The organism is Streptococcus suis (assembly GCF_024509555.1).
Lineage (GTDB): Bacteria > Bacillota > Bacilli > Lactobacillales > Streptococcaceae > Streptococcus > Streptococcus suis_AD.
Window position 1 is genome coordinate 1 of the sequence record NZ_JAMWEL010000030.1, and the last position, 18407, is coordinate 18407.

30 protein-coding genes and 2 pseudogenes are annotated in these 18407 nt (G+C 39.8%); 31 read left to right on the forward strand and 1 reads right to left on the reverse strand.

Going from position 1 to position 18407, the window contains the following annotated elements; translation table 11 throughout:
- Positions 1–327: 327 nt before the first annotated feature.
- The 30 genes from rpsJ to NF418_RS09900 all read left to right on the forward strand — a co-directional run bounded on the left by rpsJ (position 328) and on the right by NF418_RS09900 (position 16496).
- On the forward strand, positions 328–636 hold the full coding sequence (gene rpsJ / locus NF418_RS09755) for a 30S ribosomal protein S10 (RefSeq protein ID WP_002939332.1): 309 nt from the start codon (positions 328–330) through the stop codon (positions 634–636).
- Between the two features lie 97 nt (positions 637–733).
- Positions 734–1360, forward strand: a complete 627-nt coding sequence (gene rplC / locus NF418_RS09760; protein ID WP_011921686.1) for a 50S ribosomal protein L3 — start codon at positions 734–736, stop codon at positions 1358–1360.
- Between the two features lie 24 nt (positions 1361–1384).
- Positions 1385–2008, forward strand: a complete 624-nt coding sequence (gene rplD, locus NF418_RS09765) for a 50S ribosomal protein L4 (protein WP_004195490.1) — start codon at positions 1385–1387, stop codon at positions 2006–2008.
- Positions 2008–2307 carry a 50S ribosomal protein L23 gene (locus NF418_RS09770; protein ID WP_004195491.1) on the forward strand — a complete coding sequence of 100 codons (300 nt, stop codon included), beginning with the start codon at positions 2008–2010 and terminating at the stop codon, positions 2305–2307. The genes rplD and NF418_RS09770 overlap by 1 nt, the downstream gene beginning before the upstream one ends.
- A 17-nt stretch (positions 2308–2324) precedes the next feature.
- Complete coding sequence (gene rplB / locus NF418_RS09775; RefSeq protein ID WP_002936663.1) at positions 2325–3158, forward strand: 50S ribosomal protein L2; 834 nt, start codon at positions 2325–2327, stop codon at positions 3156–3158.
- 250 nt (positions 3159–3408) lie between these two features.
- The gene (gene rpsS / locus NF418_RS09780; RefSeq protein ID WP_000533766.1) at positions 3409–3690 is read left to right on the forward strand and encodes a 30S ribosomal protein S19; all 282 of its coding nucleotides are present in this window, start codon (positions 3409–3411) and stop codon (positions 3688–3690) included.
- A 17-nt stretch (positions 3691–3707) separates the two neighbouring features.
- Positions 3708–4052: a 50S ribosomal protein L22 gene (gene rplV, locus NF418_RS09785; protein WP_002936662.1), complete on the forward strand. Its 345-nt coding sequence runs from the start codon at positions 3708–3710 to the stop codon at positions 4050–4052.
- Positions 4053–4064: 12 nt separating this feature from the next.
- Positions 4065–4718: a 30S ribosomal protein S3 gene (rpsC, locus tag NF418_RS09790; RefSeq protein WP_044689746.1), complete on the forward strand. Its 654-nt coding sequence runs from the start codon at positions 4065–4067 to the stop codon at positions 4716–4718.
- Positions 4719–4721: 3 nt separating this feature from the next.
- Entirely contained in the window at positions 4722–5135 is a 414-nt protein-coding gene (gene rplP, locus NF418_RS09795) for a 50S ribosomal protein L16 (RefSeq protein ID WP_002936660.1), read from the forward strand.
- Positions 5136–5144: 9 nt separating this feature from the next.
- Complete coding sequence (gene rpmC, locus NF418_RS09800) at positions 5145–5351, forward strand: 50S ribosomal protein L29 (RefSeq protein ID WP_002936659.1); 207 nt, start codon at positions 5145–5147, stop codon at positions 5349–5351.
- A gap of 23 nt (positions 5352–5374) precedes the next feature.
- Complete coding sequence (rpsQ, locus tag NF418_RS09805; RefSeq protein WP_000440801.1) at positions 5375–5635, forward strand: 30S ribosomal protein S17; 261 nt, start codon at positions 5375–5377, stop codon at positions 5633–5635.
- A 24-nt stretch (positions 5636–5659) separates the two neighbouring features.
- Complete coding sequence (rplN, locus tag NF418_RS09810) at positions 5660–6028, forward strand: 50S ribosomal protein L14 (RefSeq protein ID WP_002936658.1); 369 nt, start codon at positions 5660–5662, stop codon at positions 6026–6028.
- 84 nt (positions 6029–6112) lie between these two features.
- Positions 6113–6418 carry a 50S ribosomal protein L24 gene (gene rplX, locus NF418_RS09815; RefSeq protein ID WP_002936656.1) on the forward strand — a complete coding sequence of 102 codons (306 nt, stop codon included), beginning with the start codon at positions 6113–6115 and terminating at the stop codon, positions 6416–6418.
- A gap of 23 nt (positions 6419–6441) precedes the next feature.
- On the forward strand, positions 6442–6984 hold the full coding sequence (gene rplE / locus NF418_RS09820) for a 50S ribosomal protein L5 (protein ID WP_002936653.1): 543 nt from the start codon (positions 6442–6444) through the stop codon (positions 6982–6984).
- Positions 6985–6998: 14 nt separating this feature from the next.
- Positions 6999–7184, forward strand: a complete 186-nt coding sequence (locus NF418_RS09825) for a type Z 30S ribosomal protein S14 (RefSeq protein ID WP_002936651.1) — start codon at positions 6999–7001, stop codon at positions 7182–7184.
- 189 nt (positions 7185–7373) lie between these two features.
- Positions 7374–7772 carry a 30S ribosomal protein S8 gene (gene rpsH / locus NF418_RS09830; RefSeq protein WP_002936647.1) on the forward strand — a complete coding sequence of 133 codons (399 nt, stop codon included), beginning with the start codon at positions 7374–7376 and terminating at the stop codon, positions 7770–7772.
- A gap of 283 nt (positions 7773–8055) precedes the next feature.
- Positions 8056–8592, forward strand: a complete 537-nt coding sequence (rplF, locus tag NF418_RS09835) for a 50S ribosomal protein L6 (RefSeq protein WP_004195502.1) — start codon at positions 8056–8058, stop codon at positions 8590–8592.
- Positions 8593–8680: 88 nt separating this feature from the next.
- Entirely contained in the window at positions 8681–9037 is a 357-nt protein-coding gene (gene rplR / locus NF418_RS09840; RefSeq protein WP_002936641.1) for a 50S ribosomal protein L18, read from the forward strand.
- Positions 9038–9055: 18 nt separating this feature from the next.
- A complete protein-coding gene (gene rpsE / locus NF418_RS09845; RefSeq protein WP_002936639.1) occupies positions 9056–9550 on the forward strand; it encodes a 30S ribosomal protein S5 in 495 nt (164 codons plus the stop codon).
- 14 nt (positions 9551–9564) lie between these two features.
- The gene (gene rpmD, locus NF418_RS09850; protein ID WP_002936638.1) at positions 9565–9747 is read left to right on the forward strand and encodes a 50S ribosomal protein L30; all 183 of its coding nucleotides are present in this window, start codon (positions 9565–9567) and stop codon (positions 9745–9747) included.
- 130 nt (positions 9748–9877) lie between these two features.
- The gene (gene rplO, locus NF418_RS09855; protein ID WP_002936637.1) at positions 9878–10318 is read left to right on the forward strand and encodes a 50S ribosomal protein L15; all 441 of its coding nucleotides are present in this window, start codon (positions 9878–9880) and stop codon (positions 10316–10318) included.
- A gap of 13 nt (positions 10319–10331) precedes the next feature.
- Positions 10332–11642 (forward strand): preprotein translocase subunit SecY, encoded by a 1311-nt coding sequence (secY, locus tag NF418_RS09860; RefSeq protein WP_256779479.1) that lies wholly within the window; start codon positions 10332–10334, stop codon positions 11640–11642.
- A 93-nt stretch (positions 11643–11735) separates the two neighbouring features.
- Positions 11736–12377: an adenylate kinase gene (locus NF418_RS09865; RefSeq protein ID WP_256779480.1), complete on the forward strand. Its 642-nt coding sequence runs from the start codon at positions 11736–11738 to the stop codon at positions 12375–12377.
- 122 nt (positions 12378–12499) lie between these two features.
- Entirely contained in the window at positions 12500–12718 is a 219-nt protein-coding gene (gene infA, locus NF418_RS09870; protein WP_002936627.1) for a translation initiation factor IF-1, read from the forward strand.
- Between the two features lie 24 nt (positions 12719–12742).
- On the forward strand, positions 12743–12859 hold the full coding sequence (gene rpmJ, locus NF418_RS09875; protein ID WP_001808836.1) for a 50S ribosomal protein L36: 117 nt from the start codon (positions 12743–12745) through the stop codon (positions 12857–12859).
- 19 nt (positions 12860–12878) lie between these two features.
- Positions 12879–13244 (forward strand): 30S ribosomal protein S13, encoded by a 366-nt coding sequence (rpsM, locus tag NF418_RS09880; RefSeq protein WP_099832346.1) that lies wholly within the window; start codon positions 12879–12881, stop codon positions 13242–13244.
- Positions 13245–13261: 17 nt separating this feature from the next.
- Positions 13262–13645, forward strand: coding sequence for a 30S ribosomal protein S11 (gene rpsK / locus NF418_RS09885; protein ID WP_003080097.1), 384 nt, complete (start codon positions 13262–13264; stop codon positions 13643–13645).
- 44 nt (positions 13646–13689) lie between these two features.
- A complete protein-coding gene (locus tag NF418_RS09890; protein ID WP_105109793.1) occupies positions 13690–14628 on the forward strand; it encodes a DNA-directed RNA polymerase subunit alpha in 939 nt (312 codons plus the stop codon).
- A 14-nt stretch (positions 14629–14642) separates the two neighbouring features.
- Entirely contained in the window at positions 14643–15029 is a 387-nt protein-coding gene (gene rplQ, locus NF418_RS09895; RefSeq protein ID WP_024532345.1) for a 50S ribosomal protein L17, read from the forward strand.
- A 210-nt stretch (positions 15030–15239) separates the two neighbouring features.
- Entirely contained in the window at positions 15240–16496 is a 1257-nt protein-coding gene (locus tag NF418_RS09900) for a gamma-glutamylcysteine synthetase (RefSeq protein ID WP_256779481.1), read from the forward strand.
- A 480-nt stretch (positions 16497–16976) separates the two neighbouring features.
- On the opposite strand, the pseudogene NF418_RS09905 reads toward NF418_RS09900, so the two are convergent.
- Positions 16977–17319, reverse strand: a pseudogene (locus NF418_RS09905) (IS30 family transposase); the annotation flags it as partial.
- A gap of 261 nt (positions 17320–17580) precedes the next feature.
- On the opposite strand from NF418_RS09905, the pseudogene NF418_RS09910 reads away from it, so the two are divergent.
- Positions 17581–18250, forward strand: a pseudogene (locus tag NF418_RS09910) (IS30 family transposase); the annotation flags it as partial.
- Positions 18251–18407: the final 157 nt, after the last annotated feature.

Here is an 18407-nt window from a genome sequence, read left to right on the forward strand (position 1 = left end):
AGAGTTAAGTGTTTGTTTTTCATTGTCGATTGCCAACTTGTCCCATAGTAAGTTCTACCTTATTTCTTTGTCTCAGTCTAATTTCCAGTTTTTAAGACAGACTAGAACTTACTTTGAGAATTTAGCGTTTTAAGATTTTTTTGAATTTCGAGTAAAAACTCTTGCACATGCAGGAGTTTTTTGATATCATGTTCTAGTGCCGTAAAAATTACGGCTGTAGCTTTGATGCAAGAGGTTGCGACACGCTCGGTTGCATTGCCACGCAACGCGTGTTGGTTTTCTTGTGGAGCTAGCCTATTATCTTAAATAGACGAAAAGGAGAAAAAGATGGCAAACAAAAAAATCCGCATCCGCTTGAAAGCGTACGAACACCGTACACTTGATACAGCAGCTGCAAAAATCGTTGAAACTGCAACTCGTACAGGTGCTCAAGTAGCAGGTCCAGTTCCACTTCCAACAGAACGTAGCCTCTACACAATCATCCGTGCGACTCACAAGTATAAAGACTCTCGTGAGCAGTTCGAAATGCGTACACACAAACGTTTGATCGACATCATCAACCCAACTCAAAAAACAGTTGATGCTTTGATGAAATTGGATCTTCCAAGTGGTGTAAACGTAGAAATTAAATTGTAATCAAGCCGCGAGCAAAACTCAGTATCTTGATTTGAGCATGAAAAACGCTCGTTAAAAACTTTTTAAATACAAAAATAAGAAAAGGAATATTTTTCTCATGACAAAAGGAATCTTAGGGAAAAAAGTGGGAATGACTCAAATCTTCACTGAATCTGGTGAATTTATCCCTGTAACTGTCATCGAAGCAACTCCAAACGTTGTTCTTCAAGTGAAAACAGTTGAAACTGATGGTTATGCAGCAGTTCAAGTTGGTTTTGATGACAAACGCGAAGTATTGAGCAACAAACCTGCCAAAGGCCATGTAGCTAAAGCTAACACAGCTCCTAAGCGCTTCATTCGTGAATTCAAAAACATTGAAGGCTTGGAAGTTGGACAAGAAATTACAGTTGAAACTTTCGCAGCTGGTGATGTTGTTGATGTAACTGGTACATCTAAAGGTAAAGGTTTCCAAGGTGTTATCAAACGCCATGGTCAATCACGTGGTCCTATGGCTCACGGTTCTCGTTACCACCGTCGTCCAGGTTCTATGGGTCCTGTTGCACCTAACCGTGTATTCAAAGGTAAAAACCTTGCAGGTCGCATGGGCGGCAACCGTGTAACAATTCAAAACCTTGAAGTTGTACAAGTTGTTCCAGAAAAGAACGTTATCCTTATCAAAGGTAACGTACCAGGTGCTAAGAAATCTCTTATCACTATCAAGTCAGCAGTTAAAGCTGGTAAATAATAAGGAAAGGGGAAATCAGTCGAAATGGCAAACGTAACATTATTTGACCAAACTGGTAAACAAGCTGGTGAAGTAGTTCTTAACGATGCGATCTTTGGTATCGAGCCAAACCAAGCAGTTGTATTTGATGTGATCATCAGCCAACGTGCTAGCCTTCGTCAAGGTACTCACGCAGTTAAAAACCGTTCAGCAGTCTCAGGTGGCGGACGCAAACCATGGCGTCAAAAAGGAACTGGACGTGCTCGTCAAGGTTCTATCCGTTCACCACAATGGCGTGGCGGTGGCGTAGTCTTCGGACCAACTCCACGTTCATACGCGTACAAACTTCCACAAAAAGTTCGTCGCTTGGCACTTAAATCTGTTTACTCAGAAAAAGTTGCTGAAAACAAATTTGTAGCTGTTAACTCACTTGAATTCACAGCTCCAAAAACTGCTGAATTTGCAAAAGTACTTGCAGCATTGAGCATTGATTCTAAAGTCCTTGTTATTCTTGAAGAAGGCAACGAATTTGCAGCTCTTTCTGCTCGTAACATCCCAGGAGTTAAAGTTGCAACTGCAACAACTGCAAGCGTACTTGACATCGCAAATGCAGACAAACTTCTTGTAACTCAAGCAGCTATCTCTAAAATTGAGGAGGTTCTTGCATAATGAATTTGTATGATGTTATCAAAAAACCTGTCATCACAGAAAGCTCAATGGGCCAACTCGAAGCAGGCAAGTATGTATTTGAAGTTGACACTCGTGCACACAAACTCTTGATCAAGCAAGCTGTTGAAGCTGCATTCGAGGGTGTTAAAGTTGCGAATGTCAACACAATCAACGTGAAACCTAAAACAAAACGCGTAGGTCGTTATGTAGGTCGCACAAACAAAGTGAAAAAAGCAATCATCACATTGGCTGCTGATTCAAAAGCGATCGAATTGTTCGCTACAGCTGACGCTGAATAATCAAAGGAGGAATTAACGTGGGTATTAAAGTTTATAAACCAACGACAAATGGCCGTCGTAACATGACTTCTTTGGACTTCGCTGAAATCACAACAAGCACTCCAGAAAAAAGCTTGCTTGTTGCTTTGAAGAGCAAAGCTGGTCGTAACAACAACGGTCGCATCACTGTTCGTCACCAAGGTGGCGGTCACAAACGTTTCTACCGTTTGGTAGACTTCAAACGTAACAAAGATGGCGTTGAAGCAATCGTTAAAACTATCGAATACGATCCAAACCGTTCAGCAAACATCGCTCTTGTACACTACACAGACGGTGTTAAAGCTTACATTATTGCTCCTAAAGGTCTTGAAGTTGGTCAACGCATCGTTTCAGGTCCAGAAGCAGATATCAAAGTTGGTAACGCACTTCCACTTGCAAACATCCCAGTCGGTACTGTTGTTCACAACATCGAGTTGAAACCAGGTCGCGGTGGTGAGTTGGTTCGTGCTGCTGGTGCATCTGCACAGGTTCTTGGTCAAGAAGGTAAATACGTTCTTGTTCGCCTTCAATCAGGTGAAGTTCGTATGATCCTTGGTACTTGCCGTGCTACTGTTGGTACTGTAGGTAACGAACAACATGGCCTTGTTAACCTTGGTAAAGCAGGTCGTAGCCGTTGGAAAGGTATCCGTCCAACAGTTCGCGGTTCTGTAATGAACCCTAACGATCACCCACACGGTGGTGGTGAAGGTAAAGCACCAGTTGGTCGTAAAGCACCGTCTACACCATGGGGTAAACCAGCTCTTGGTTTGAAAACTCGTAACAAGAAAGCTAAATCTGACAAACTTATCGTTCGTCGTCGCAACCAAAAATAATTTATTCTTAGTTGCATAGCATTCTATATCATCCGCCAACTCGGTAGGGTTTGTTATGGACTGACTATTCCAGCACCTCAGTTTGATTGAAATGCCAGTTTGACGCAGTGGTTGATTGCAGTTTCTAGTAGCCTAGCTACGTCGAAACTTCTAATCAACTGTGCGGGGGCAGGACAACGAACATGGTAACTGGGGTTCTGTCCAGCTCCCAAGCCGCTGTGGTACATATTTTAAAGGAGAAAACACTAAAATGGGACGTAGTCTTAAAAAAGGACCTTTCGTCGATGAGCATTTGATGAAAAAAGTTGAAGCTCAAGCAAATGACGAAAAGAAAAAAGTAATTAAAACTTGGTCACGTCGTTCAACGATCTTCCCAAGTTTCATCGGTTATACAATCGCAGTTTACGATGGACGTAAACACGTACCTGTATACATTCAAGAAGACATGGTAGGTCACAAACTTGGTGAATTTGCACCAACTCGTACTTACAAAGGTCATGCTGCTGACGACAAGAAAACTCGTCGTAAATAATTTAGGAGGAAAACACAATGGCAGAAATTACTTCAGCTAAAGCAACTGCTCGCACAGTACGTGTTTCACCTCGTAAATCACGTCTTGTCTTGGATAACATCCGTGGCAAAAGCGTAGCAGACGCAATCGCAATCTTGAAATTCACACCAAACAAAGCTGCAGGCATTATCGAGGGAGTTTTGAACTCAGCAATCGCTAACGCTGAAAACAACTTTGGTTTGGAAAAAGCTAACTTGGTAGTCAGCGAAGCATTCGCAAACGAAGGACCAACGTTGAAACGTTTCCGTCCACGTGCGAAAGGTTCAGCTTCACCAATTAACAAACGCACAGCTCACATCACTGTAGTTGTGGCAGAGAAATAAGGAGGTAAAAACGTGGGTCAAAAAGTACATCCAATTGGTATGCGTGTTGGCATCATCCGTGATTGGGATGCTAAATGGTATGCTGAAAAAGAATACGCGGATTACCTTCATGAAGATCTTGCAATCCGCAACTTTATCAAAAAAGAATTGGCTGATGCGTCAACATCAACAATCGAAATCGAACGTGCTGTAAACAAAGTTATCGTTTCTATCCACACTGCTAAACCAGGTATGGTTATCGGTAAAGCTGGTAGCAACGTTGATGCACTTCGTGCTCAATTGAACAAATTGACTGGTAAGCAAGTACACATCAACATCATCGAAATCAAACAACCTGATTTGGATGCACACCTTGTTGGTGAGTCAATCGCTCGTCAATTGGAGCAACGTGTGGCATTCCGCCGTGCTCAAAAACAAGCTATCCAACGTGCAATGCGCGCTGGTGCAAAAGGTATCAAAACACAAGTTTCTGGTCGTTTGAACGGTGCGGATATTGCCCGTGCAGAAGGCTACTCAGAAGGAACTGTTCCTCTTCATACACTTCGTGCGGATATCGACTACGCTTGGGAAGAAGCTTTGACAACTTACGGTAAACTTGGTATCAAAGTATGGATCTACCGTGGTGAAGTTCTTCCAGCTCGTAAAAACACTAAAGGAGGTAAATAACAAATGTTAGTACCTAAACGTGTAAAACACCGTCGTGAATTCCGTGGAAAAATGCGCGGTGAAGCAAAAGGTGGAAAACAAGTAGACTTTGGTCAATACGGTCTTCAAGCAACTACTAGCTCATGGATTACAAACCGCCAAATCGAAGCTGCCCGTATCGCTATGACGCGTTACATGAAACGTGGTGGTAAAGTTTGGATTAAAATCTTCCCACACAAATCATACACTGCTAAAGCTATCGGTGTACGTATGGGTTCTGGTAAAGGTGCTCCTGAAGGTTGGGTAGCTCCAGTTAAACGCGGTAAGGTTATGTTTGAAGTAGCTGGCGTTTCTGAAGAAATCGCACGTGAAGCATTCCGCCTTGCTGGTCACAAATTGCCAGTTAAAGTTAAATTCGTAAAACGTGAAGCAGAATAAGGAGAAGACATGAAACTTCAAGAAATTAAAGATTTTGTAAAAGAACTTCGTGGCCTTTCTCAAGAAGAACTTGCTAAGAAAGAAAACGAATTGAAGAAAGAACTCTTCGAACTTCGTTTCCAAGCTGCTGCTGGTCAACTTGAGCAAACTGCTCGTTTGAACGAAGTGAAGAAACAAATTGCACGTATCAAAACTGTGCAATCTGAAACTAAATAATAGATTGGGAAAGGAGAATTTCAATGGAACGCAATAATCGTAAAGTTCTTGTTGGACGCGTAGTATCTGACAAAATGGACAAAACAATCACAGTTGTAGTTGAAACTAAACGTAACCACCCAGTCTATGGTAAACGTATTAACTACTCTAAAAAGTACAAAGCTCATGATGAAAACAATGTTGCTAAAGAAGGCGATATCGTTCGTATCATGGAAACTCGCCCACTTTCAGCTACAAAACGTTTCCGTCTTGTAGAAGTTGTGGAAGAGGCAGTTATCATTTAATCAACCTGAAAGGAGAAAATTGACATGATTCAAACAGAAACTCGTTTGAAAGTTGCTGACAACAGTGGCGCACGTGAAATCTTGACAATCAAAGTTCTTGGTGGTTCAGGACGTAAATTCGCGAACATCGGCGACATCATCGTTGCTTCAGTAAAACAAGCTACTCCTGGTGGTGCGGTTAAAAAAGGTGACGTTGTTAAAGCCGTTATCGTTCGTACTAAGACAGGTGCTCGTCGTGCTGATGGTTCATACATCAAATTCGATGAGAATGCTGCAGTTATCATCCGTGAAGACAAAAACCCTCGCGGAACTCGTATCTTTGGCCCAGTGGCACGCGAATTGCGTGATGGCGGTTTCATGAAAATCGTTTCATTGGCACCAGAAGTACTTTAATTTAAAATCTAACAAACTAAGTCCCCTGGTTAACAAACTAACCAGGGTGCCCATTAGGGCGTAAGAAATTATAGGAGAAATCAAATGTTTGTAAAAAAAGGCGATAAAGTTCGCGTAATCGCTGGTAAAGACAAAGGCGTTGAAGCAGTTGTCGTAACAGCACTTCCAAAAGTAAACAAAGTTATTGTTGAAGGTGTTAACATCGTTAAGAAACACCAAAAACCAAACAGCGAAAACCCTCAAGGCGCTATCGTTGAAAAAGAAGCTCCAATCCATGTGTCAAACGTTCAAGTTCTTGACAAAAATGGTGTTGCAGGACGCGTTGGTTACAAGTTTGTAGACGGCAAAAAAGTTCGCTACAACAAAAAATCAGGCGAAGTGCTTGATTAATCACGAAGGAAAGGAGAAGTATAATGGCAAATCGTTTAAAAGAAAAATATCTTAATGAAGTAGTTCCTGCTTTGACTGAACAATTTAACTATTCTTCAGTTATGGCTGTGCCAAAAGTTGATAAGATCGTTTTGAACATGGGTGTTGGTGACGCTGTTTCTAACGCTAAAAACCTTGAAAAAGCTGCTCAAGAATTGGCTTTGATCTCAGGTCAAAAACCACTTATCACTAAAGCTAAGAAATCAATCGCCGGCTTCCGTCTTCGTGAGGGTGTTGCGATCGGTGCGAAAGTAACTCTTCGTGGCGAACGTATGTATGAATTCTTGGACAAATTGGTTACAGTTTCACTTCCACGTGTACGTGACTTCCACGGTGTACCAACTAAGTCATTTGACGGACGTGGTAACTACACACTTGGTGTGAAAGAGCAATTGATCTTCCCAGAAATCAACTTCGACGATGTTGATAAAACTCGCGGTATGGATATCGTTATCGTTACAACTGCTAACACTGACGAAGAATCACGTGCATTGCTTACTGGCCTTGGTATGCCGTTTGCAAAATAAGAGGGAGAGAATAAATGGCTAAAAAATCAATGATCGCTAAGAACAAACGCCCAGCTAAGTTCTCTACACAAGCTTACACACGCTGTGAAAAATGTGGACGTCCACACTCAGTTTACCGCAAATTCAAATTGTGCCGTGTATGCTTCCGCGACTTGGCTTACCTTGGACAAATTCCTGGCGTAACAAAAGCTTCTTGGTAAGAATAACTTGCTATTCCGTTGCAATTCGTCGTCAGCACTTCTTGCCGTACGCTAGTACTGCCTGCGAAGTGCTTCCTAGACTTGCTTAGGACTAGCAACTTATTCTATAAACACATATCACTTGTCCGTAAGGACATCATTAACTAGCAAGTGATTTAATCAAACTGCTAGTAAGAGGAGAAACAACAAATGGTTATGACTGACCCAATTGCAGATTTTTTGACACGTATTCGTAACGCTAACCAAGCAAAACACGAAGTGCTTGAAGTTCCTGCATCAAACATCAAAAAAGGTATTGCTACAATCCTTAAAAACGAAGGTTTTGTAAAAAACGTAGAATTCATCGAAGATGACAAACAAGGTATCATCCGCGTATTCTTGAAATACGGACCAAACGGTGAAAAAGTTATCACTAACTTGAAACGCGTTTCAAAACCAGGTCTTCGTGTTTACTCAAAACGTGAAGATATTCCAAAAGTTCTTAACGGACTTGGTATCGCAATCATCTCAACATCAGAAGGTCTTTTGACTGACAAACAAGCTCGTCAAAAGAACGTTGGTGGTGAGGTTATCGCATACGTTTGGTAATCTTTTAGCTTCTAATTTCGTCATGTGCCTGTGTTAGAACGTCTTGACATACTCAAGTATGGTTTGCGTCGCTCTGCCTTGCCACATTTGGAAATTGAAACCTAAAAGCATGATACAAACGCGAGAAGACCAGCTCTTCTTGCGTGTTTAAATCAGAATTACTGATTATTTAGTATCATGTAACCATGCTCAATCGAACACGGGCTATTGTCCGTGTTTAAATGAGCCCCCGTGAAAACTGGTCGCTTGACGGCCTGATAATTTAACAGGAGAATTAAAAAATATGTCACGTATTGGTAATAAAGTAATTACATTGCCTGCTGGTGTTGAGCTTGCTCAAAACAACGGCGTGGTAACTGTAAAAGGACCTAAAGGGGAATTGACACGTGAATTCCCAACTGCTATTGAAATCCGTGTGGAAGGTGCAGAAGTTACTCTTCACCGTCCAAACGATTCAAAAGAAATGAAGACTATTCACGGTACTAGCCGTGCTAACCTCAACAACATGGTTGTTGGTGTTTCTGAAGGCTTCAAAAAAGAACTTGAAATGCGTGGTGTCGGTTACCGTGCTCAATTGGCTGGTAACAAATTGACACTTGCTGTTGGTAAATCACATCCAGATGAAGTGGTTGCACCAGAAGGTATTACATTTGAAGTTCCAACACCAACACAAATCGTCGTGTCTGGTATCAACAAAGAAGTTGTTGGTCAAACAGCAGCTTACATCCGTAGCCTTCGCGCTCCTGAGCCATACAAAGGTAAAGGTATCCGCTACGTTGGTGAATTCGTTCGCCGTAAAGAAGGTAAAACAGGTAAATAATAGCTTGCTGAGGTGGCTTAGCCACCTGGCTGACTATTTCTCAAATTGTTTCGCAAGAAACAGAATCATACATTAAGAGGTGAATATTGTGATTTCAAAACCAGATAAAAACAAAATCCGCCAAAAACGCCACCGTCGCGTTCGCGGTAAAATCTCTGGAACTGCTGCTCGCCCACGTTTGAACATTTTCCGTTCTAATACAGGCATCTACGCTCAAGTGATTGATGACGTAGCGGGTGTAACGCTCGCAAGCGCTTCTACTCTTGATAAAGAAGTTTCAAAAGGTACTAAGACAGAACAAGCTGTTGTTGTAGGTAAACTCGTTGCTGAACGCGCGGTAGCTAAAGGTATTTCTGAAGTGGTCTTTGACCGCGGTGGATATCTCTATCACGGACGTGTGAAAGCTTTGGCTGAATCAGCTCGTGAAAACGGATTGAAATTCTAATAGGGAGGACACTAAGAAATGGCATTCAAAGATAACGCAGTTGAAATTGAAGAACGCGTAGTAGCCATCAACCGTGTTACAAAAGTTGTTAAAGGTGGACGTCGTCTTCGTTTTGCAGCTCTTGTGGTTGTTGGTGACCGTAACGGTCGCGTAGGTTTCGGTACTGGTAAAGCTCAAGAAGTACCAGAAGCTATTCGTAAAGCAGTTGAATCTGCTAAGAAAAACATGATTGAAGTACCAATGGTTGGTACAACAATTCCTCACGAAGTTCGTTCAGAATTTGGAGGAGCTCGTGTATTGTTGAAACCTGCTTCAGAAGGTTCTGGAGTTGCTGCCGGTGGTGCAACTCGTGCCGTAATCGAATTGGCAGGTATCGCAGATGTGACTTCTAAGTCACTTGGTTCAAACACACCAATCAACATCGTTCGCGCAACAGTTGAAGGTTTGAAACAATTGAAACGTGCTGAAGAAGTGGCTGCACTTCGTGGCATTTCAGTTTCTGATTTAGCATAAGAAAGGAGATACTCATGGCTCAAATTAAAATCACTTTGACTAAGTCTCCAATCGGTCGCAAACCAGAACAACGTAAAACAGTTGTTGCACTTGGACTTGGTAAACTGAACTCTTCAGTTGTTAAGGAAGATAACCCAGCTATTCTTGGAATGGTGAACGCTATCTCTCACTTGGTAACTGTAGAAGAAGTTAAGTAATATAGCAAATGACTAAGTCGCTTAGAAGATTCTTTGCGACTTCTAGTCAATTTAATAATAAAAGCGAGTTTGTGGATGAAGACTCTTGTAGTCCACAGGCGCTAGCATATAAAAGAGGAGAAATTAAATAATGAAACTTCATGAATTGCAACCTGCTACAGGTTCTCGTAAAGTCCGCAACCGTGTAGGTCGTGGTACATCATCAGGTAACGGTAAAACTTCTGGCCGTGGTCAAAAAGGTCAAAAAGCTCGTAGCGGTGGCGGTGTTCGTCCAGGTTTTGAGGGTGGACAAACTCCATTGTTCCGTCGTCTTCCAAAACGTGGATTTACAAACATCAACGCTAAAGAATACGCAATCGTTAACCTTGATCAATTGAACGCTTTTGAAGATGGTGCTGAAGTAACACCAGTTGTACTTATCGAAGCTGGTATCGTTAAAGCTGAAAAATCAGGTATTAAAATCCTTGGTAACGGCGAATTGACGAAGAAATTGACAGTTAAAGCTGCTAAATTCTCTAAATCAGCTGAAGAAGCAATCACTTCTAAAGGTGGCTCAGTAGAAGTCATCTAAGAGGTGACAGCCTATGTTTTTTAAACTTTTAAAGGATGCCTTGAAAATAAAATTGGTACGTAGTAAAATTCTATTTACCATTTTTATCCTTTTGGTTTTCCGGATAGGAACTCATATCACAGTACCTGGGGTAAATGCAAAAAGTCTAGAAGCTTTGTCAAATGTTCCGTTTTTGAACATGTTGAGTTTGGTCTCGGGTAATGCAATGCGGAATTTCTCTGTTTTTGCATTAGGGGTTAGTCCCTATATCACGGCTTCTATCATTGTCCAACTCTTGCAAATGGATATTTTACCTAAATTTGTAGAGTGGGGTAGACAAGGAGAGGTAGGTCGTCGTAAGCTGAATCAAGCAACCCGATACATTTCCTTGGTACTGGCATTTGTTCAGTCTATCGGTATTACAGCAGGTTTTAATGCCTTATCAGGTGCAAAATTGACCAATATGCCACTCAATTGGCAAACGTATTTGTTAATTGGTTCAATTTTGACAACTGGTTCGGTTATTGTAACTTGGTTAGGAGAACAGATTTCCGAAAAGGGCTATGGTAATGGAACATCAATGATTATCTTTGCAGGTATTATTTCTTCCTTGCCAGGAACTTTTTACGAGATTTACATTGACCGCTTTGTCAATATTGAATCTAGTCGCTTGGGTGAATCTACTATATTTGTTGCAGCATTGATTGTATTAATTTTCTTTGTTATTTACTTTACAACCTTTGTTCAGCAAGCCGAGTATAAATTACCAATTCAATATACAAAGCGTGCTCAAGGTGCACCATCTAGCTCTTACTTGCCATTAAAATTGAATCCCGCAGGAGTTATTCCCGTTATTTTTGCAGGTTCTATTACTGCAGTCCCTACTTCTTTGATTCAATATTTTGCAAGTCAGAATAGAAGTGAAGGTTGGCTATTAGCGATTCAAGAATACTTTGACTATTCAACAGTTAAAGGAATGCTTGTCTATGCAGGTTTGATTATCTTGTTTACTTTCTTTTATACATTTGTTCAGGTCAATCCTGAAAAGACAGCAGAAAGTTTACAGAAAAGTGCAGCTTATATCCATGGCGTTAGACCTGGTAATGGTACAGAGCAATTTTTATCAAAATTGTTGACACGGTTGGCTGCAATCGGAGCTGTATTCCTTAGTTTTATCGCGCTATTACCAATTCTTGCACAAAATCTCTTTGGGCTTTCTTCGAACATTGCTTTCTTAGGTACGAGTTTAATTATCGTGATTTCTACAAGTATCGAGGGTATTAAGCAGTTGGAAGGCTACCTTCTTAAGAGAAAATATGTAGGTTTCTTGGAAATTACAGAATAGAATATAGGTTGACCTAGTCAACCTTCTATTTTGTTTTTAGATAAGTTTGTCAATAGTGGCAAATTTATGTGAAAACAAAATAAGGAGTTTGTCATGAATCTTTTAATCATGGGCTTACCAGGTGCAGGCAAGGGCACTCAAGCCGCGAAGATTGTTGAAAAATTTAATGTTGCCCATATTTCTACAGGAGATATGTTCCGTGCAGCGATGGCCAATCAAACTGAAATGGGAGTTTTGGCTAAGTCATACATTGATAAGGGCGATTTAGTACCAGATGAAGTGACCAATGGTATTGTCAAAGAACGTTTGTTACAAGATGACATCAAGGATAAAGGCTTCTTGTTGGATGGTTACCCACGTACGATTGAGCAAGCACATGCTTTGGATGCAAGTTTGGCAGATTTGGGTATTGAATTGCAAGGGGTGATTAATATTGAAATCGACCCTGCAAAATTGGTGGAGCGTCTAAGCGGCCGTATCATTCATAAAGAAACCGGAGAAACCTTCCACAAGATCTTCAACCCACCAGTTGGTGATTATAATGAGGAAGATTACTACCAGCGTGAAGATGATAAGCCAGAATCTGTAAAACGCCGATTAGAAGTAAACATTGCGCAAGGTCAACCAATTATTGATCATTATCGTGCAAAAGGTCTGGTACATGATATTGAAGGTGATCAGGATATCGAACTTGTTTTCCAAGCAATTGATGATGTTCTATCAAAATTGCAATAAACTTAATAGATATGGCTTGCATTTTAATAAAAAAAATGATAAACTAGCCTAGTCTGACTTATAATTGTTACCTCTGTGTTCAGAGGGCATCAAATCGAAATTTAGAGAGGGGATACTTTTGCATGGCAAAAGAAGATGTGATTGAAATTGAAGGTAAAGTAGTCGATACTATGCCTAATGCTATGTTCACTGTTGAGTTGGAAAATGGACACCAAGTCCTTGCAACTGTTTCGGGAAAAATCCGTAAAAACTACATCCGTATTTTGGTCGGTGACCGTGTAACTGTTGAGCTTAGTCCTTACGACTTGACGCGTGGCCGTATCACATACCGCTTTAAATAGTCGAAATACTTGGAGGGATTAAACATGAAAGTAAGACCATCGGTCAAACCAATTTGCGAATACTGCAAAGTTATTCGTCGTAATGGTCGTGTTATGGTGATTTGCCCAGCAAACCCTAAACACAAGCAACGTCAAGGTTAAGAAATAGAAAGGAGAAAACATGGCTCGTATTGCTGGAGTTGACATTCCAAATGATAAACGTGTAGTTATTTCATTGACTTATGTTTACGGTATCGGTCTCGCAACTTCTAAGAAAATTCTTGCTGCTGCAGGTATTTCAGAAGATGTTCGCGTTAAAGACTTGACACCAGATCAAGAAGACGCTATCCGTCGTGAAGTTGATGCAATCAAAGTTGAAGGTGACCTTCGTCGTGAAGTTAACTTGAACATCAAACGTTTGATGGAAATCGGTTCATACCGTGGTATCCGTCACCGTCGTGGACTTCCTGTCCGTGGACAAAACACTAAAAACAATGCCCGCACTCGTAAAGGTAAAGCTGTTGCGATCGCAGGTAAGAAAAAATAAAATAGGAGGTAGAAAAATTGGCTAAACCAACACGTAAACGTCGTGTGAAAAAGAATATCGAATCTGGTATTGCTCATATTCACGCAACATTTAATAACACAATTGTTATGATTACTGATGTGCATGGTAACGCTCTTGCATGGTCATCAGCTGGTGCTCTTGGTTTCAAAGGTTCTCGTAAATCTACACCATTTGCTGCTCAAATGGCTGCTGAAGCTGCTGCTAAATCTGCACAAGAACACGGTCTTAAAACAGTTGAAGTTACCGTTAAAGGCCCAGGTTCAGGTCGTGAGTCTGCTATCCGCGCTCTTGCTGCCGCTGGTCTTGAAGTAACAGCAATTCGTGATGTGACTCCTGTACCACACAATGGTGCTCGTCCTCCAAAACGTCGCCGTGTATAATCATACATTCCATACACAGCTTTTCGTTTAAGAGGGAGTAAGAAATGATTGAGTTTGAAAAACCAACAATAACAAAAATTGATGAAAATAAAGATTACGGCAGATTTGTTATCGAACCGCTAGAACGTGGTTACGGAACAACTCTTGGTAACTCTCTTCGTCGTGTACTTCTTGCTTCACTTCCAGGTGCTGCAGTTACATCGATTAAAATTGATGGTGTACTCCACGAATTCGACACAGTTCCAGGTGTTCGTGAAGATGTTATGCAAATCATTCTTAACATCAAAGGCATTGCTGTAAAATCTTATGTCGAAGACGAAAAGACGATTGAACTTGATGTGGTAGGTCCAGCTGAAGTAACAGCCGGAGATATTCTTACAGATAGTGACATTGAAATTGTAAACCCTGATCATTATCTATTTACTATTGCTGAAGGTGCTACATTTAAAGCGGTTCTGACTGTAAATTCAGGTCGTGGATATGTACCTGCTGAAGGCAATAAAAAAGATGATGCACCTGTAGGGACGCTTGCTGTGGATTCTATCTACACGCCAGTGAAAAAAGTCAACTATCAAGTTGAACCAGCTCGAGTTGGTAGCAACGATGGTTTTGACAAATTGACACTTGAAATCAATACAAATGGTACTATTATTCCAGAAGATGCTTTAGGTCTTTCTGCACGCATTTTGATGGAGCACTTGGGTCTATTTACAGACTTGACTGAAGTTGCGAAATCTGCGGAAGTAATGAAAGAAACTGAAGTAACATCCGACGATCGTATGCTTGATCGTACAATTGAGGAATTAGACCTTTCTGTTCGCTCGTATAACTGTTTGAAACGCGCAGGTATTAATACTGTGTTTGATTTGACAGAGAAAACTGAGCCAGAAATGATGAAAGTGCGCAATCTAGGCCGTAAGAGTCTTGAAGAAGTTAAAGTTAAATTGGCTGACTTGGGTCTTGGATTGAAAAAAGATAAATAATATAGGAGGAAATCATGGCATACCGTAAACTAGGACGCACTAGCTCACAACGTAAAGCAATGTTGCGCGATTTGACAACTGACCTTTTGATCAATGAATCAATCGTTACAACTGAAGCTCGTGCAAAAGAAATCCGTAAAACAGTTGAAAAAATGATCACACTTGGTAAACGTGGTGACTTGCACGCTCGTCGTCAAGCTGCTGCATTTGTTCGTAACGAAATTGCATCTGAAAACTATGATGAAGCAACTGATAAGTACACTGCTACTACAGCTCTTCAAAAATTGTTCTCTGAAATTGCACCTCGTTATGCAGAACGTAATGGTGGATATACTCGTATCCTCAAAACTGAACCACGTCGTGGTGATGCTGCCCCAATGGCAATTATCGAACTTGTATAAGATCATCAATTTTGTTGAGTGTTATGATGATGGGATTTTTTCAAATCCTTAGTCTAGCTCTGGTCTGCCGCTGGGATTTCCCAGCGGTAACACTCATCATATTGAAATGACGCTTGTTTACGAAATTACTCTAATATAGAATAATTTCGTAAGCAGGCGTTTTGTTTTTGCATAAAATTTGATATACTTTATAGAATGAATGGAGAGAATATGAGAGAAATTGTTGATTTCTTTAATGAGGTATACCTTTCAAAAATTAAGAATAAACCAGAATTGTTTATTGGAGTTGAATTGGAATATCCCATTGTTAATAGTAGTGGTGGACCGACATCAATACAAGTTGCGAAAGATTTATTTAGATTTCTATTCGAAGAATTAAACTTTGAGATTTTGAAGACTGATTCAGATGGAAATCCAATTGAGTTGCACACTGAGGATAAAGATGTAATTCTCTTTGAAGTCACTTATAATACCCTAGAATTCGCTTTTAATAAGGCGAGTAGGATTCAAGATGTAGATAGTCGTTTACAATACTATTTGACGCATATTCAAGCATTTTTAGGAAAATACGGCCATGAACTACAGGGTAAAGGAATTAATCCAGGCTGGAAAGTAAACGATTATAGACCGGTCGCTATCGGTCGTTATAAAATGCTTATGAACTATTTAAACCTCTCTCAGCAGTTTAAGAACATGCACCCATTTCCGCAGTATGCGGGTTTTATTTGTGGGAATCAAGTTCAAATTGATGTAGAAAGAGAAACATTTTTGAGAGTGATCAATGCCTTTAATAAGATTGAGGCAGTTAAAGCATACCTATTTGCAAATTCTGAGTTTGAATTATTAGAGAATATGGCAATTAGCAGAGACTATTTTTGGGAAGAATCGATGCATGGTCTGTTGAAAGAGAATGTAGGAGTATATCCATTTGATTTTAAGTCAGAAGCTGATTATATAGCCTATAAAAGACAGTCCGCAATGTTTTATGTTGAGAGAAAAGGAGAATATTATTATTTCCTACCGATGAAGATTGATGAATACCTTACAGCAAAAAAAGTTCAGGTCTATACTGTATCGGGAGAAAGTCTTCTAATCTCACCACAAGCCGAGGATTTAAAAACACACCGTTCTTATCATTATCAAGAATTAACAAGACGTGGGACGATTGAATTTCGTAGTGTTTGTACCCAACCATTTGACAGAACGTTTGCTCCCACAGCTTTTCATTTAGGGCTAATTTATAATTTAGAGCAGTTGGAGGAAATATTAAAAAAATCCGTTTTTTATCAAGAGTACGGAAACGACTATAAATACCTACGCAAAAAATTCACAGCAAAAATCATACCTCAAAAAGATAAGGAAATTATTCATCAATTTTCAAAAGATATTCTAAACTGCGCCTATGCTGGTTTGAAAAACAGAGGATTTGGTGAAGAAATTTATTTAGAGTCGATACTTATAAAATAGAACTACCCACAGATCTAAGGGTACAGAACTAATTCAACACCTATCAATAAACAGTGCTAAAGTTTATGCAAGTTATGTATTACTTATTCGTAACAAAAATCATAGATAGCGATATAAAAGTTTCATGACAAAAGAACTGATGTCCGTCCAAATCGATGAATTATTATTGGACCTTAAGGAATAAAGCAATTCTAGCACTTATACTCTACTCAGTATGTTATAATTTTAAATTTGCAAGCAAATCAGGGGGCCATGTCTGTCAAACAGTACGAAATCTTTTGAATCGCTATCTGGAAGGAAGTTTAGGGGCGCTTCTTAGTGAAATCTGAAGTAGACGCCGTCACTCTAATATGACCCACGAAAAAGTAGCATTTTCTTGAAGTACAGCTCTCTTCTACCTTGAATGGAGAAATTATGGCTATCACTACTTTACTTGAGGCTAATCAAGAATAGGTTGGTCGTATTAACGGAGGTATAATGTCAAATTATGCTAGACTTTTTCAAGAAAACCAGTAAAACTTTGTAGGATGTTTGATAATTCAAAGACTTTCTTGGAATTCTATTCCGTTTATCAGCTACAGTTGATAAAAACTGCTGAGACACAGCTATAAAATCCATCTATTTAGGTAATCTGTTTCGTCCTAGTAAACCATTCGAGTGTTCATTAGAGGCCTCGTTGTCCAAGACAATTTGGCTCGGCAAAGAAAATATCGATGTCATATGCATTCGAAATAGACTTCCAATTGGAATACTCTTTCCCGCTATCAAAAGTAATCCACTTAAAGAGAAGACTGGGATCTTGAGACAGCCATTGATTGATGGAAATCTAAAGATTATCTTATTTTCGTTTGCCTTTCCAGGGAGGTCTTCTTACTTGAAAATACCATGGTCTGTTGGACGATAAAGACTTCTAACGGAACAAGAAATCCGATCTAGATAAGTTCTATTAATTACATCAAGGCACCAGATTTGATCTAGATGAGTTTGAATAAAGTCTTTTTCTGCTTGTGAAAGACATATTTTCCTCCGATTGGGATTGCAATTCCCACTGGAATTTGTTTCATTTTTTTCATCATTTCAGGTGAAGATTTTACACTATCATAAACAAAAATTTTTATCTGAAATGACGGTGAAGAAAAAATAGCTGGATGCTGGGATTCTAAACATTTACCATTGGTTTCACTATGGACACTTAGGATTGACTAAAAAGGAAATGCTTTATCTTAGAAAAGGGAAGGATGTTAAAAAGCAAGCAAACCCCAATTTTAAGTCGGCTAGAAAATCCATTGAAGAACGTTCTGATATAATTAATCTTCGTTTGGAAAATGGTCATTATGAAATTTATACAGTTCTACTAACTAAGGTGAAAAATCATTGCCTGTTAGTCTTAACTGACCGAAGAAGTAGACACCAAATCATTAGGTTAATTCCTAATATAACTGCAGAATCGGTCATGCTGGTACTGAAGGGAATCTTGAGTAAATATCGTATCCTGTCTATAAATGCAGATAACGGTACAGAATTTAGCCGTTTGGCAGAGTTTTTTTGAGGAACATAACTATTATGCCCATCCTTACTCTTCATGGGTAAGGGCAACGAATGAAAATCATAATCGATTAATTCGGAGATGGCTGCCAAAAGGAATAAAGAAAACGACTCCCAAAGAAGTCGCATTTATCGAAAATTGAATCAACAACTACGCTAAAAAAAGCTTGTGCTACAAGTCGCTGAGTGAATTTCTTTTGGGTGACTAACTTCAACTTGAATTTGGCAATAAACAAAAGAACTCAAGTCAAAAAGAAAAAAATAAAAAAAGTATTGACAAGAGCAAGGTAAGATGATAGAATGAATGAGTTGTCAAAACAAGCCAAGTTATCACGAAAAAGAAACGAAAAAAAGTTTCAAAAAAGA